At 68.4% G+C, this 14326-nt stretch carries 8 protein-coding genes; 5 read left to right on the top strand and 3 right to left on the bottom strand.

Annotated features, from left to right (window positions below):
* The first annotated feature begins 243 nt into the window (after positions 1–243).
* Positions 244–1146 carry an ABC transporter ATP-binding protein gene (locus VFU06_05810; protein HEU5208910.1) on the top strand — a complete coding sequence of 301 codons (903 nt, stop codon included), beginning with the start codon at positions 244–246 and terminating at the stop codon, positions 1144–1146.
* Positions 1143–4736, top strand: coding sequence for a hypothetical protein (locus VFU06_05805; protein ID HEU5208909.1), 3594 nt, complete (start codon positions 1143–1145; stop codon positions 4734–4736). The genes VFU06_05810 and VFU06_05805 overlap by 4 nt, the downstream gene beginning before the upstream one ends.
* Positions 4737–4794: 58 nt before the next feature.
* Here the strand turns inward: VFU06_05805 and rph are convergent, their stop codons facing one another.
* Together rph and VFU06_05795 are read right to left on the bottom strand one after the other, a co-directional pair.
* Positions 4795–7416 (bottom strand): rifamycin-inactivating phosphotransferase, encoded by a 2622-nt coding sequence (rph, locus tag VFU06_05800; GenBank protein HEU5208908.1) that lies wholly within the window; start codon positions 7414–7416, stop codon positions 4795–4797.
* 283 nt (positions 7417–7699) lie between these two features.
* On the bottom strand, positions 7700–8965 hold the full coding sequence (locus tag VFU06_05795) for a PAS domain-containing sensor histidine kinase (GenBank protein HEU5208907.1): 1266 nt from the start codon (positions 8963–8965) through the stop codon (positions 7700–7702).
* A gap of 275 nt (positions 8966–9240) precedes the next feature.
* Here VFU06_05795 and kaiB point away from each other — a divergent pair, with 275 nt between their 5' ends.
* Positions 9241–9642, top strand: a complete 402-nt coding sequence (gene kaiB, locus VFU06_05790) for a circadian clock protein KaiB (GenBank protein ID HEU5208906.1) — start codon at positions 9241–9243, stop codon at positions 9640–9642.
* Positions 9639–11246, top strand: coding sequence for a circadian clock protein KaiC (gene kaiC, locus VFU06_05785; GenBank protein HEU5208905.1), 1608 nt, complete (start codon positions 9639–9641; stop codon positions 11244–11246). The genes kaiB and kaiC overlap by 4 nt, the downstream gene beginning before the upstream one ends.
* Positions 11247–11336: 90 nt before the next feature.
* Here the strand turns inward: kaiC and VFU06_05780 are convergent, their stop codons facing one another.
* Positions 11337–11897 (bottom strand): DUF1772 domain-containing protein, encoded by a 561-nt coding sequence (locus VFU06_05780; GenBank protein HEU5208904.1) that lies wholly within the window; start codon positions 11895–11897, stop codon positions 11337–11339.
* Between the two features lie 696 nt (positions 11898–12593).
* Here VFU06_05780 and VFU06_05775 point away from each other — a divergent pair.
* Complete coding sequence (locus VFU06_05775) at positions 12594–13493, top strand: DUF559 domain-containing protein (protein HEU5208903.1); 900 nt, start codon at positions 12594–12596, stop codon at positions 13491–13493.
* The last annotated feature ends 833 nt before the right edge of the window (positions 13494–14326 follow it).

Here is a 14326-nt window from a genome sequence, read left to right as displayed (position 1 = left end):
CCCTCCGCCTTTTCGAAACCGCACCACCCACGTGCGTGTGCGTGTGCGTGTGCGAGACTGGGGACCCGGGTTGGTGCGCCAGCGAGAGTCCAATGCCGTTCCGCCGTTCCCGCTGAATGCTCCGGTCCCCAGCGCCGCCCAATCCATCCCGAACCGCCCGTAACCCGCTTGACCCTCCCGTCCTCCCGCCTTACCCTTGATCTGCGATGCATTGCAGTTCAAGGTATCACGCCGGAGACCGCCATGCCCGATGCCGCCGCACTCGCGATCCGCAACGTGTCGAAGACCTACGCCAACGGCGTCCGGGCGCTGCGCGACGTGAGCCTCACGATCCCGCCGGGCATGTACGGGCTGCTGGGGCCGAACGGTGCGGGCAAGTCCACGCTCATGCGCATCCTGGCGACGCTCCAGGAAGCGGACTCGGGGGAGGTGCGGCTCGGAGAGCTGGACGTGCTCGTGGAGAAGGCCGAAGTGCGGAAGACACTGGGCTACCTGCCGCAGGAGTTCGGCGTGTACCCGAAGGTGAGCGCGGTCGACCTGCTCGATCATTTCGCGCTGTTGAAGGGGATCGCGGGCCGGGGCGAGCGGCGGGACGTGGTCGAGGCGCTGCTGCGGCAGGTGAACCTGTGGGACGTCCGCAGGCAGAAGCTGGGCGGCTACTCGGGCGGGATGAAGCAGCGTTTCGGCGTCGCGGTCGCGCTGCTCGGCGACCCGAAGCTGCTGATCGTGGATGAGCCGACGGCGGGGCTCGATCCGGCGGAACGCGTCCGCTTCCTGAACCTGCTTTCGGAGCTGGGTGAGAACGCGGTCGTCCTGCTTTCCACGCACATCGTCGAGGACGTGACGGAGCTGTGCACGCGCATGGCGATCATCGATCGTGGCGAGATCCTGCTCGAGGGGTCGCCGCGCGATTCGGTCGAGGAGCTGCGGGGCCGGATCTGGCGCCGTGTGATCTCGAAGTCGGAGCTGGCCGCGCTGGAGCGCACACATCCCATCATCTCGACCAGGCTGCTGGCGGGTCGCACGGTGGTGCACGTGTACGGCGAGGAGGTGGCGGGTTTCGAGGCGGCGGAGCCGAGCCTGGAGGACGTGTACTTCAGCGCGATGGCCGGCCATATCGGCCGGCGTGCGTTCGTGGCCGCATGATGCTCCGCGGCATCTTCCGTTTCGAGCTGAGCTACCAGCTTCGCCGTCCATGGGTGCCGCTGATGTTCGTGGTCCTGCTCGTCGTCAGTTTCCTCATGACGCGCGACGCTGCGGTTGCCGACGCGCTGTACGAGGATCACTTCGTCAACGCGCCGTTCTACATTGCCCTCACCACGGTGGTCGGCGGCCTGCTCTGGATGCTGCTCGCACCGGTCGTCGCGGGTGAGGCGGCGGCGCGCGACGTCGCGACGGGCATGTACCCGCTCGTCTATACGACGTCGCTGCGCAAGTCCGAGAACCTCTTCGGCCGCTTCCTCGCGGCGCTGGTCGTGAATGCGCTGCTGCTGCTGGCGGTGCAGCTCGGCATCCTGCTGGCCGTCTACTCGCCTGGTGTCAACGCCGCACTGATCGCCCCCTTCCGCCCTGCGTCATACCTGACGGCGTACGCGTACATCGCGCTGCCGAACGCGTTCGTCGCGACAGCGCTGCAGTTCGCGGTCGCGCTGCGCAGCGGCCGGCCGATGGCGGCCTACCTCGGCAGCATGGCGCTGGTGTTCATGGGCTTCTTCGTCGCCTCGATCCTGCTGTTCAGCCGCGGTCTCGGCACGCTGCTCGACCCGATCGGCATCCGCTTCATCGTGGAGGACATCGCGCACCTGTGGACGACGACGGAGAAGCAGTCGCGCCTGCTCGCGCTCGAGGGCATCATCCTGACCAACCGTGCATTCTGGATCGCCGTCGCGCTGGTCATTCTCGGGATCACGTACCTCGGCTTCCACTTCGCTCACCGGGCGGAAAGCTCCCGACGTGCACGTCGCGCGCGATTCGACGCCGCCGCATCGCCGGCGCCCGCCCTCGTCGGCATCACGGCCAGCGCGATCGTATCCGTCCCGCGGGTCGCGCGCTCGTTCGACACCGCGATGCGTGTGCGCCAGGCGCTCGCGATCGCGTGGTCTTCGTTCCGCGCGCTGGCGACGAGCTGGGCCGGCCTTGCGCTGCTCATCGGGATCCCGCTCCTCGCGATACCGGTGATCCTCGACCAGATGGTGTCGATGGGCACGCCATTGACGCCCACTACCGGACAGGTGCTCAAGGAGCTGACGGGGCCGCTCACGTCAGAGCTGAGCCGCTGGGTGATCGTTCCGCTGCTGATCGTCTTCTTTGCAGGTGAGCTGGTCTGGCGCGAGCGTGACGCGGGCATGGCGGAGATCGGCGACGCCGCGCCGGTTCCTGACTGGGTCCCCCTCTCAGGGAAGCTGCTCGGCCTGGTGCTGCTCCTCGCCGCGCTCAGTGCGTGCGTGATGCTTGCGGGGATCGCCGCGCAGACACTGCTCGATTACAGCGACTACCAGCCCGGCCTGTACCTCATCATCCTGTTCGGCTTCCAGCTCACCGAGTATGTGCTCTTTGCCGTGCTCGCGCTCGTGGTGCATGTGCTGGCGAACCAGAAGTACGTCGGTCACCTGCTCGCGATCGTCGCGTACGTGATCATCCTGCTCGCGCCGATGTTCGGCATCGAGCACGACCTGTTCATCTACGGCGCGGGTCCGTGGTGGACGTACACGGAGATGCGCGGGCTCGGCCCGTACGTTCTGCCCTGGCTCTCGTTCAAGGCGTACTGGGCGGCGTGGGCGCTGCTGCTGCTGGTCGCGGCCCGGCTGTTCTGGGTGCGCGGCAGGGAAGGGCGCGTGCGGGAGCGGCTGGGGATCGCGCAGCACCGGCTCGCTCGTGCAACCGTCGGCGCAGGCGCGCTCGCGCTCCTGCTCGTCCTGGTCCTCGGCGGATTCGTGTTCTACAACACGAATGTGCTCAACGACTACAGCACGGCCGATGAGATCGCGGCCCGGCAGGCGGAGTACGAGCGACGCTACGCGCGCTACGGCGACGTCGTTCAGCCGCACGTCGCCGCTGCCCGGCTGGAGGTCGACATCCATCCGGAACGGCGATCTGTCGAGGTTCGCGGATCATACGAGCTCGTGAACCGCAGTACGGAACCGATCGACACGATCCATGTCGCGACGACACCGTCGGTCGAAACCCGCGCGCTGGGGTTCGATCGAGCGGCAGGGCGCGTGCTGCACGACGCGGAGCTCGGCCACTCGATCTACACGCTCGACACGCCGCTCATGCCGGGTGAGTCGATGCGCCTGGACTTCGACGTGCGACACGACGCGCGCGGATTCCGGGAAGGCAGCGTGAACGACGCCGTTGCTGCAAATGGCACGCACTTCACCAACGCCTGGTTCCCGGCCATCGGCTACCAGCGAGGCCGCGAGCTGATCCTGCCAAGCGAGCGGCAGGCGCACGATCTCGCAGCGCGGCCGGTGATCGCGCGTCTGGAGGACGCCCGTACGCACACCGACCGTGCGCCGGGCACCACGCTGGATGCGGTGGTCAGCACGGTCGATGGCCAGGTCGGTGTGGCCCCCGGCGCACTCCGGCGATCGTGGCAGGAGAGCGGACGCAGCTACTTCCACTACACGACCGACGCCCCCATCGGCGACGAGTGGGCGTTCGCCTCGGCGCAGTACGAGGTGCACGACGCGCAGTGGACGGACGTCGCAATCCGTGTCCTGCACCATCCGGAGCACACGGGTCACATCGAGCCGGTGGTGCAGAGTCTCCGGGCGTCGTTCGAGTACTACACGCGCGAATTCGGACCGTACCCGTACGGCCACGTCACCGTTCTCGAGGTGCCGGGCGACGGCGTCGGCATGCATGCCGAGGCGAGCATGATCACGCACGGTGAGGGCGTCACGCTGATGAATCCGGCAGGCGGTGACAGTGGCCTAGACATGCCGTATTTCATCGCCGCACATGAGCTCGGCCACCAGTGGAACGTGCCGGCCGCGCTGGTCGAAGGAGCGCCGGTGCTCTCGGAAAGTCTTGCCACGTACTACGCGATGACGCTGGTCGAGCACAGCCGCGGCGGCGACCAGCTCTGGCGACTGCGGCGCTTTCTGCGCCTGCCGTATCCCATCGCGCCGATCCGCCGCGGCGAGCCGCTGCTGCGCGGGCTCGATCCGTACATGTCGTACCGGTGGGGACCCTTCGCGCTGTACGCACTGAGCGTGTATGTGGGCGAGGACCGCGTGAACGGTGCGATCCGAAGGCTGCTCGACGCGCACAGGCCGGCGGATGCGCCGCTCGCCACCACGCTGGACCTGTACCGCGAGCTGCAGGCGGTGACGCCGGACTCGCTGCAGTACCTGCTGCACGACCTGTTCGAGGTGAACACCTACTGGCGGATGTCGACGGAGCGGGTGCGTGTCGACTCGCTCGCGAACGGCGAGTGGCGCGTCACGATGGACGTACGCGCGCGCAAGATGGTCTACGACCGCACGGGCGCGGAAACCGAAGTTTCAATGGACGAGTGGGTGCCGGTCGGCGTATTCGCACCGCCGCAGCCGGGGCGGACGCGGCTGAGCGCACCGCTGCATCTCCGGATGCATCGCATCCGCTCCGGCGACCAGTCGATCACGATCGATGTACCGGCGCGGCCGGCCTTCGCCGGCATCGATCCGTTCCACGTGCTCGACTGGGAGGAGCACGAGGAGGACGACAACCTGGAGGCGGTCGCTGCGCCGTGAGACGCGGCGAATAGCAGGCCCACCGCACCGGCCGCGAGTTCCGCGTGTCGCTCACGGGCTAGCGATCCGCCAGGATCTCCACGTACCCGTCCGTACCGTTCACGCGGATCCGCTGCCCGTCGCGGATCAGCCGTGTCGCGTTCTCCACCCCGACGACGGCCGGCAGCCCGTACTCCCGCGCGATCACTGCACCGTGCGTCATCAACCCGCCGACCTCCGTCACCAGTCCTTCTATCGAGACGAACAGCGGCGTCCAGCTCGGGTCCGTGTACGCGGTGACCAGGATGTCGCCGGGCTCGAGGTCTGCGTTCCCGATGTCGAGCACGACCCTCGCACGCCCCTCGATGCTGCCGGCGGAGACGGCCAGTCCGGCCAGTGCGCCTGCCGGCACATCATCGCGACGATACGAGCCGGTGACGGCCTCGCCCTCGGACGTGAGCACGCGTGGCGGTGTCAGCGACTTGTACGACCGGTACGCGTCCCTGCGTTTGCGGATGAGCTCGTAATCCGCGCGCTGCGTGCGTACGGCGTCGTGCAGCTCGTCGAAGCGGAGGAAGTAGAGGTCATCCAGCGCGCGCAGCGCGCCGCGCTGCACGAGACGTTCACCTTCCTGCAGCAGCGCCTGCCTGTAGACGAAGTAGCGGCTGATCATCCCGTATTTCGGGTACTCGCGGTAGCCGGCGAAGGTGCGCACCTGGTCGATCATTCGCTTCGTTTCTGCGGCCTTCTGCTCACCGTCGGGCAGTGCACGCAGGCGCTCCAGCACCTCCTGCTCCTTTGCACGCGCGGCCCGCTCCCCCTGCCGGAAGCGCCGCGTCGCCTCCCCGGGCTCGAAATTCTCGATGTGGCCGAGGATCGTGGGCAGCAGTGCGGCCGGGCGCTCGGCGAAGCGCGGCCGCGTGATGTCGATCTCGCCGACGCAGCGCATGCCGAAGCGGTCCAGCCACGAGCGGATCGCGTCGCGCGCTGTATCACCGCCCGAGAGTTTCGGCAGCTCGTCGAGGAAGCTGTCGTCGTCCACCTGCTCGAGGAATGCGACGACCTGCGGATGCGGCCGGATCGCGTCCGCGACGTCGAGCAGCGCGAGTCCCATCTCCGATGTGACGTTGTTCGGCGCGGACTGCGTGAGCGTGTCCGCTGCGTTCTTCTCGCCGAGCCATTCCTCCAGCTTCTCGTTGAGCCACCAGGTCGCGCCCATCCCCGCCATGATCGCCTGGTGGCTGGTCGGGTCGAACAGGTGGCGCTTGAGCTCGCCCTGCAGATCGTCGAGGATGAAATCGAGCAGCGCCGGGCCGCTCCTGGACGCAATGTCACGCTTCAGTGCAGCGACGGATGCTTCGTTGCGCGCGATCAGCTCGCGCACGGTTGCGGCGTCCATGTCGGTCAGACGGGCGGCGTCGCCGGAGGCGGGTGTGCCGCGCACGACCGGCGCGTCAGGCGCGTCGTGCGGCAGCGTCGCAATGAAGTCGCCACGGTCGAGCAGCGTCCGCATGGCGTCGCCGATCAGTGGGTCGGACTTGCCGAGCGCCTGCATGAGCGAGTCGCGACTGGTCGGCGACGCGAGGATCGTGGTCACGTCGACGAACAGCCTGCCACCCGCCTCCGCCATGGGACGTGGTGTCGTGAGCTGCCACACGGAAAGACCGAGCGGCTTCATCGCGTCGGTCATCATCTGCTGATGGCCGACCGAAACGTAAACGTGGTTCTGGTCGTCTTCGGCCTCGGGGATCGGAAAGAGCGTGGTGATCGGGCGACTCTGCAGGATGTGGAGCTGATCACCGGCGACGCACCATTCGATGTCCTGCGGAGTGCCGAAATGCGCGTCGATGCGGCGGCCTAGCTGCTCCAGGTGCATGATCTGCGAATCACTCAGCACCGGCGCGGTCTGCCGCTCCGGCTCGACCGCGTGCTCCCGCGTGCCGCCGCCGGACGCGGCCACCAGTGCGACGGGCTTGGTGGCGATCGTGCTGGTGATCACGGCGCCGTTGCGCACCCGGTACATGTCGGCGTGGACCAGTCCGGACACCAGCGCCTCACCCAGTCCATAGCACGCCTCGATCGCAGTGATCGTCCGGTTGCCGTTGACAGGATCCGCAGTGAACAGGACACCCGCGCCATCCGGCTCGACCATGCGCTGGACGATCACTGCCATGCGCACGGCGCGATGGTCGAAGCCGTTGCGCATGCGGTAGGTCACCGCTCGTTCGGTGAAGAGCGACGCCCAGCACTGGCGCACGCGCTCGAGGATGGCGTCCGGCCCGACGACGTTCAGAAACGTGTCCTGCTGACCGGCGAACGAGGCGGTCGGGAGGTCCTCCGCCGTCGCGCTCGAGCGAACCGCGCAGGCGACGCGTTCACCGAGTGTTTCGAGCGCGCGCAGAATCGTGCGGGCGACGTCGTCGGGAATCGGGGTGGCCTCGATCGCGCGCCGGAGGTCAGCGGCGAGCTCACGCGCCGCCTGCTGATCAGCCGGCGCGAGCTGCGCCAGTTGCGCGATCCGAACAGCGATGGCCGGCGCACCCGCGATGACCCTGCGGAACGCGTCCGTCGTCACACAGAACCCTGCGGGAACCCGGATCCCGTCGATGCGGGCGAGCTCACCCAGCTGTGCGGCCTTGCCGCCGACCAGCGCCACATGTTCGCGATCGAGCTCTTCGAGCTGCTGGACGTATCCCGCCATCCGCTTTCCTCATGGCGCCGTTCGCATGGGTCCCGTTTCGACCGCGAACGGTCGCGCATGCACGTCGGCTTGCCGCAAGCCCCCGGGCGCGTTATAGGTTGAACATGGCGAGGAGATGAGGATCGGCGAGCGCCGCGCCGGACAATGTCGAAGCCCGCAGCGAGTGATCGTTGCGGGCCTTTTTTTTCACCGAGGCGGCGCGTCCGACAACATCGAAGCCCGCAGCGAGTCGACGTTGCGGGCCTCTATTGTGGGCGTGCGAATCGGTGCGATTTGGCGCGGCTCACTCCCGCCCAGCAGCGTCGCTTCGCCCGTCGCTCCGGCCGTCGCTCCGCACCTTGCGCGGCAGCCGGACGGTGAACGTGCTGCCTTCACCCTGACTGCTCCGCACGCTCACTCCGCCGCCCATCAAGCGGCTGAGACGGCGCACCACGCTCAGCCCCAGGCCGGTGCCGCCCGCCCGACGGGTGTGGGCATCCTCGACCTGCCAGAAGGGCTCCCAGATGTCCTCCAGGTGCGCGGCGGGTATGCCCATCCCTGTGTCGCTCACCCGGAACACGACGTCCTCGCCGTCCGCCTCGGCCTCGATGCGCACATGGCCACGCTCCGTGAACTTCACGGAGTTGGACAGCAGGTTGAGCAGGATCTGGCGCACCTTGCGGCTGTCCGTTTCGCCTGGACACGGCTGCGACGGCGTGCGGACCTCGACCGGGATCCCCTTTTCGTCGGCAATCGCCTGCACCAGTGCTGCTGCATCCTCGGCGAGCTGGCCGTACTCCACCGGCTCGACACGGAGCTCCTCGCGGCCGGCCTCCAGTCGCGAGAACGTCAGAATGTCGTCCACCACTTCCAGCAGGTGACGTGAGCTGGCCCGGATGCGCTCGAGCTGCACGCGCTGCGTTTCCGTGATCGGACCGGAAATGCCCGAGGCGAGGAGGTCGGTGTAGCCGATCACGGCGTTGAGCGGCGTACGCAGCTCGTGTGAGACCACGGCCAGGAACTCGGATTTCGCGCGGCTGGCCGCCTGCGCGTGCTGGAGGAGGAGCGCGTTCTCGTCCGCGAGTGCGGCCTTTTCGGCCGCCAGGCGACGGTAGCGCTCCTCGGCGGCCTGCGCGGCCGCGCGTGCCGCCTGCTCGCGCTCGAGCTCCCGCGCCTGCTGCTCCGCCCGGTGGCGGTGCGTCACGTCGCGGAGCGAGATCAGGAGCGCGGGCTGCTCGTCCCAGTCGATCTCGACGGCGCGCAGCTCGGCGACGACCGCTTCCGCGGCGGGCCGCAGGACCTCGATCTCCGTCGACTCGTCGGGGACCACGGGGAACCCGAGCTCGCTCCCGATGAGCGCATCTGCAGTGCGCCCGAACAGTGTTTCGGCCGCGGCGTTGACGAACTGGATCACTCCGTCGACATCGACGATGACGATTCCGTCCGCCACCTGGTCGATGATGACGCGCAGGCGACCGTTCTCGCCGTTGCCGACCGCGGTCCGGCCATCGCTGTCCTGCGGCTCGCGCCGTGTGCCGTCCTCCATGCCGGCGTGCAGTGCATGGGCCACGCCAGTCTGCGCGGGGGGCGGTGGCCGACGGGGGTTGGTGGACGTTAGGCGGGGCGACGGGTGGACGGGTGGACGGGTGGACGGGTGGACGGGTGGCGCGCTGGCCGGGAATGTGCGACGATAACGGTTCACGCACGCCGAGACGTCCCCGCGTCGATGCCAGCGAACAGCGCTCGAGTTCGGCGTTGAGCCGCGCCTGACCGGCTCCGGTTCGATGCCCGCCGACCAGCGCTCGAGCTCAGGATCGAGCCCGCGCCGAGCCGTCTCCGGCGTCGATGCCAGCGAACAACGCTCGAGCTCAGGTCGAGCCCGCGCCGCCCGCATTCCGCCCGGGTCACAGCGCCATCCCGGCGCCGCGAAAGGAGCCGATTCTGGCGAGATACCTTCTGAAGCTCTATGTGACGGGCAAAACGCCGCGGGCGGAGCATGCGATCGCGAATCTGCGGCGCATCTGTGAAGCGGAGCTGAACGGTGAGTACGATCTGCAGATCGTGGACGTGCTCGAGCATCCGCAGCTCGCCGAGGACGAGAAGATCCTGGCGACGCCCACCCTGATCAAACGCCTGCCGCCTCCACTCCGACGCGTCATCGGCGACTTGTCGGATCGCGAGAAGGTTCTGCTGGGGCTGGATGTCTGGCCCGAGGCAACTGACCAAGCAGTCACGGAGCAGCAATGATGAACGCAGCAGGGACCGTCGGTTCGGTGCAGAAGCTGCCGACAGGGATCCGGAGTTTCGACCTGATCGCCGAGGGCGGGCTGCCGAAGAGCCGGACGACGCTGCTGTCGGGCACGGCAGGGAGCGGCAAGACGGTGTTCGCGACGCAGTTCCTCGCCGCGGGTATCTCGGGTGGCGAGAACGGTGTGTTCGTCACGTTCGAGGAGTCGCCGGGCGACATCTGCCAGAACATGCGCAGCTTCGGCTGGGACCTGGAGCAGTGGGAGAAGGACGGCAGCCTCGCGATCGTGGATGCGTCGCCGGACCCGCAGACGGAAATCATCGAGAGCGGCGCCTTCGACCTGGGCGCGCTCCTCGCCCGCGTCGAGAACGCGGTGAGGCGAGTCGATGCGAAGCGCGTGTCGATCGATTCGCTGGGCGCAATGTTCAGCCAGTTCGGTGACCAGGCGCTGGTCCGGCGCGAGCTGTTCCGCATCGCCTCGGCCCTCAAGCAGATGGGCGTGACGGCCGTGATGACCGCGGAGCGCACGGACGATTACGGTCCGATCGCGCGCTTCGGCGTCGAGGAGTTCATCGCCGACAACGTGATGGTGCTGCGCAACGTGCTCGACGAGGAGAAGCGGCGGCGCACGATCGAGATCCTGAAGTTCCGCGGCACCGATCACCAGAAGGGCGAGTTCCCGCTGACGATCGTCAACGGCGAAGGCATCGTCGTGATCCCGCTGTCGTCGATCCAGCTGCGCCAGAAGTCCTCGGACGTGCGCATCTCCTCCGGCGATCCCGACCTCGATCGCATGTGCGGCGGCGGCTTCTTCCGCGACTCCGTGATCCTCGTTTCCGGCGCGACCGGAACCGGCAAGACGCTCACCGTGACGCAGTTCCTCGCCGGCGGTGCGGCAGCCGGTGAGCGCTGCCTCCTGCTCGCCTTCGAGGAGAGCCGTGACCAGCTCTTCCGCAACGCGCGCGGCTGGGGCATGGATTTCGAGCAGATGGAGCAGGACGGCATGCTGCGCGTGATCTGCGACTACCCGGAGGTCGCGGGCCTGGAGGACTGGCTGGTCCGCATCCGCGCGATCATCGAGGAGTTCCGGCCGAAGCGCGTCGCACTCGACAGCCTGTCCGCACTGGAGCGCGGCGGCAGCATCAAGGCGTTCCGCGAATTCGTGATCGGCATCTCGTCGTTCATCAAGCACCAGGAGATCACCGGCCTCTTCACGTCGACCACGCCCGCGCTGATGGGCGGCTCCTCCATCACGGAGACGCACATCTCCACGCTCACCGACTCCATCATCCTGCTCCGCTACGTGGAAGCCTTCGGCGAGATGAAGCGCGGCCTCACCGTGCTCAAGATGCGCGGCTCCGTCCACGACAAGGACATCCGCGAGTTCACCATCGACGCCGACGGAATGCACATCGGCCGGCCCTTCCGCCATGTCACCGGCATCCTGGCCGGCACCCCCGTGCACGTCTCGCCCGCGGACATCGAGCGCATCTGGGAACAGTTCGACGCCGAGCAGGACCGCATCCAGGTGCGGGCCGGGGTTTCGGGTGCCGACGGTCAGTCGGGTTCTGCCGCGCGGCATCGCGGCATGGACGGGGCGTAGGTCGACCGCAGTCCGGCGGGGCACGGCGCAGCCGCCGGGTGCTGCATCACGTCAGGCGCCGGGGGTCACATCGCAACGTCAGGCGCAGGATCAGATCGCGGCAGCTGAACGTGAGCTCCACCACCGGAGCAGACGGTGCCGGTGCAGTCGCAACACACCCACGAACATCGCCAGCGCTGCTCCCGCGGTGAACACCAGCCGCGACCAGTGCAGTCGCTGAAACTCGGCGGCGGTGGCCCGCAGCAGCTCGGCAGAATGCACGGCAGCGCCCTCGACGAAGAGGATCGTATTGCGCGGCCAGTGAAAGAGCATCGAGAACAGTCCATCGGCCAGCATCAGCGCGACACTGCCGAGCACCCACCAGCGCGCGTCCTTCACCCGCCAGGCAAGCAGCGCCGCAGCCACGCCCGCAACCCACGACAGGAAGCCGAGCGGCGGAAAGAAGTCGCTGGGCCCTGACACGCGCATGAATGCAAGCGCCGTCTCCAGCGATGCGGGCGGATCCACGAGAATGTTCGGATAGACCATGAACGTCTCGAGCACGACTGCGCCGAGCAGAATCATCGTTACCCAGAGGTAAACGACGGAGACGGCGAACGCCGCCTGCTCGCGTCGCCGCCCGGCAGCCCCTGCGACATCGTCGAATAACATGGTGCTCTCCTCGGTGCGTTTGCTCCGATCGGGTCCACGTCTGGACGATCGAGGGGTCGGAGGTGCAACAGGCGTTGAGCCGCGGCTTGGGCCTGGGGGCTGTTCTCTCTCGAATCGGTTGCGTCCGCCGGGAGCGCAGGACGGCGCACCGGCGGGCCGCCCGATAACGCGCCAGACGCCGGGCAGCCGGTACCGCGTGGAGTGCTCCCGGGCATAGCGCCCGATAGCGCGCCAAACGGTTTTCCGACGGGGCCGCGCGTGGCGCACTGCAGGGCAGGTGGCCCCATGGCGATACAAAGGCTGGCGCGCACTGCAGCGCGTGTCGCGTGGTGGGGCAGAAGCATTGGGGATGGCGACGGCTCGCGTGATCCCGAGGTGCCGGCAACCGGCCGTGCAGAGACGGCCAGACGCGAGGATGTCGTGCAGGTGACGTCCGGCGGCGACCGAGGCGCGAGAAGACATGTACGCGCGCGGGCAGACCGGGTAGTACTCGAGACAGCGTTGCGCCGTCGCGCTGTGGTCACTGCTGCCCGTTCCAGTACGCGCGGGCAGGCTGGGCAGTACTCGAGGCAGTGTTGCGCCGTCGCGCTGTGGACTGCTGCCCGTTCCAGTACGCGCGCGCTGACCGGGTAGTACTCGAGCCAACGTTGCGCCGTCGCACTGTGACCTGCTGCCCGTTCCACGCAGGAGAACCTGATGAGCAGAATCGACATCGACGCACTCGTTCTGCGGACGGCGCGGACGCAGGACGGCGTCGTCGCACGCTGGCAGCTGCACGCCGCCGGCATGCCCATGCCGCTGCTGGACGATCGCGTGAAGCGACGTCGCCTGCGGCGCATTGCACGGGGTGTGTACGTCGTGCCCGGGCTGGAAGGGCCACGTGCACGCGTGCTCGTGCCCGTGCTGGGTGCCGGGCCGGACGCGGTCGCAAGTCACGAGACCGCCGGGCACCTGCAGCAGCTCGTCGGGCACCCGGGAATGAGTGCACACGTGAGCACGTCACGCGGCAATCCGCGACGGCGCGAAGGGGTCGTGTACCACCGTGTACGGCTCGCAGGCGACGAGCGCGCGGTATGCGACGGCGTGCCGGTCACGTCTCCGTCGCGGACGCTTCTCGACCTCGCCGCAACACTGGCGGACCGGGCGCTCGAGCAGGCGGTGGCGCGTGCCTTCCGCCACCACGGTGTCACCACGGAGGGGCTCATCGAGCACCTCGCCCGGTACCCCGGCCGTCCCGGCACGAGGCGTCTGCGCGCGCTCCTGGACGCGGACACCGCTCCCTCCTTCACACGATCGGAGGCGGAAGAGCGATTTCTCCACCTCGTTCGCGCGGCGCAGCTTCCTGCGCCGGACGTGAATCTCCTGGTGCACGGCTATGAGGTGGACTTCTGCTGGGCGCGTCACGGCGTGGCAGTGGAGATCGATGGGCTCGCCTATCACACCACACGCGACGCCCAGCTCCGCGACCGTCGTCGCGACACGTCTCTCGCTGCCGCGGGCATCCGCGTGTTGCGGTTCACCTGGCAGGACCTGACCCGTGCGCGGGAGGCGACGCTCGCAAAGGTGGCGCTCGCGCTCGGCCGGGGCATGGGCTGAACGCCGGATGCCATGGGTTTCAGGAGAAGCGGCCCTCGCTGGGGTGAGGGATGCGGATGCCGCCATGCCCGATGGCGCGACAACCGGGGCAACCCGGCGACGCGGCTGGCGTCTGACAGGGCGCCACGCCCGATGCCGCGACAAACGCCGGGACCGACAGGACGCGTGTGTCGCGCTACAGGGCGCCATGCCTGGTGCCGCGACAATCGAAAGGCCACCCGAGCGCGTTTGACGCGCCACGGGGGTAGCCACGCCGGGATCCGGCACGACCGAGCGCCGTCATGCCCGATGGCGCGACAACGGGTGCAACCCGGCGACGCGGCTGGCGTCTGACATGGCGCCACGCCCGATGCCGCGACAAACGCCGGGACCGACAGGACGCGTGTGTCGCGCAACAGGGCGCCATGCCCGATCGCGCGACAATCGAGAGGCCACCCGAGCGCGTTTGACGCGCCACGGGGGTAGCCACGCCGGGATCCGGCGCGACCGAGCGCCGCCATGCCCGATCGCGCGACAATCGAGAGGCTACCCGAGCGCGTTTGACGCGCCACGGTGGGTAGCCACGCCGGCATCTGCCGGCATCCGCCGGCATCCCGCGCCAATCCAGTGCGCGCATGCCCGCCGGGCAGCCGCCGAATGGTCCGCCGCACCCCGCCTTGCCCCCGCCCGCGAAAACGGCCAAGCTCATGTGCCCGCCGGCGCATCGGCCGGCGGCACGGACGCATTGCAGGGCAGGACAAGTGTTTTCGCCGAGCCAGATCGACGACGAGCTGCGCGGCCGCGTACCCGCTGCTGAAGCAGAGCTGATCCTTCGTTTTTCCCACCTCTTCCTT

Source organism: Longimicrobiales bacterium, from assembly GCA_035764935.1.
Lineage (GTDB): Bacteria > Gemmatimonadota > Gemmatimonadetes > Longimicrobiales > RSA9 > DASTYK01.
Note: the sequence above shows the minus strand (reverse complement) of the source record. Positions and strands in the feature narration are given on the sequence as shown.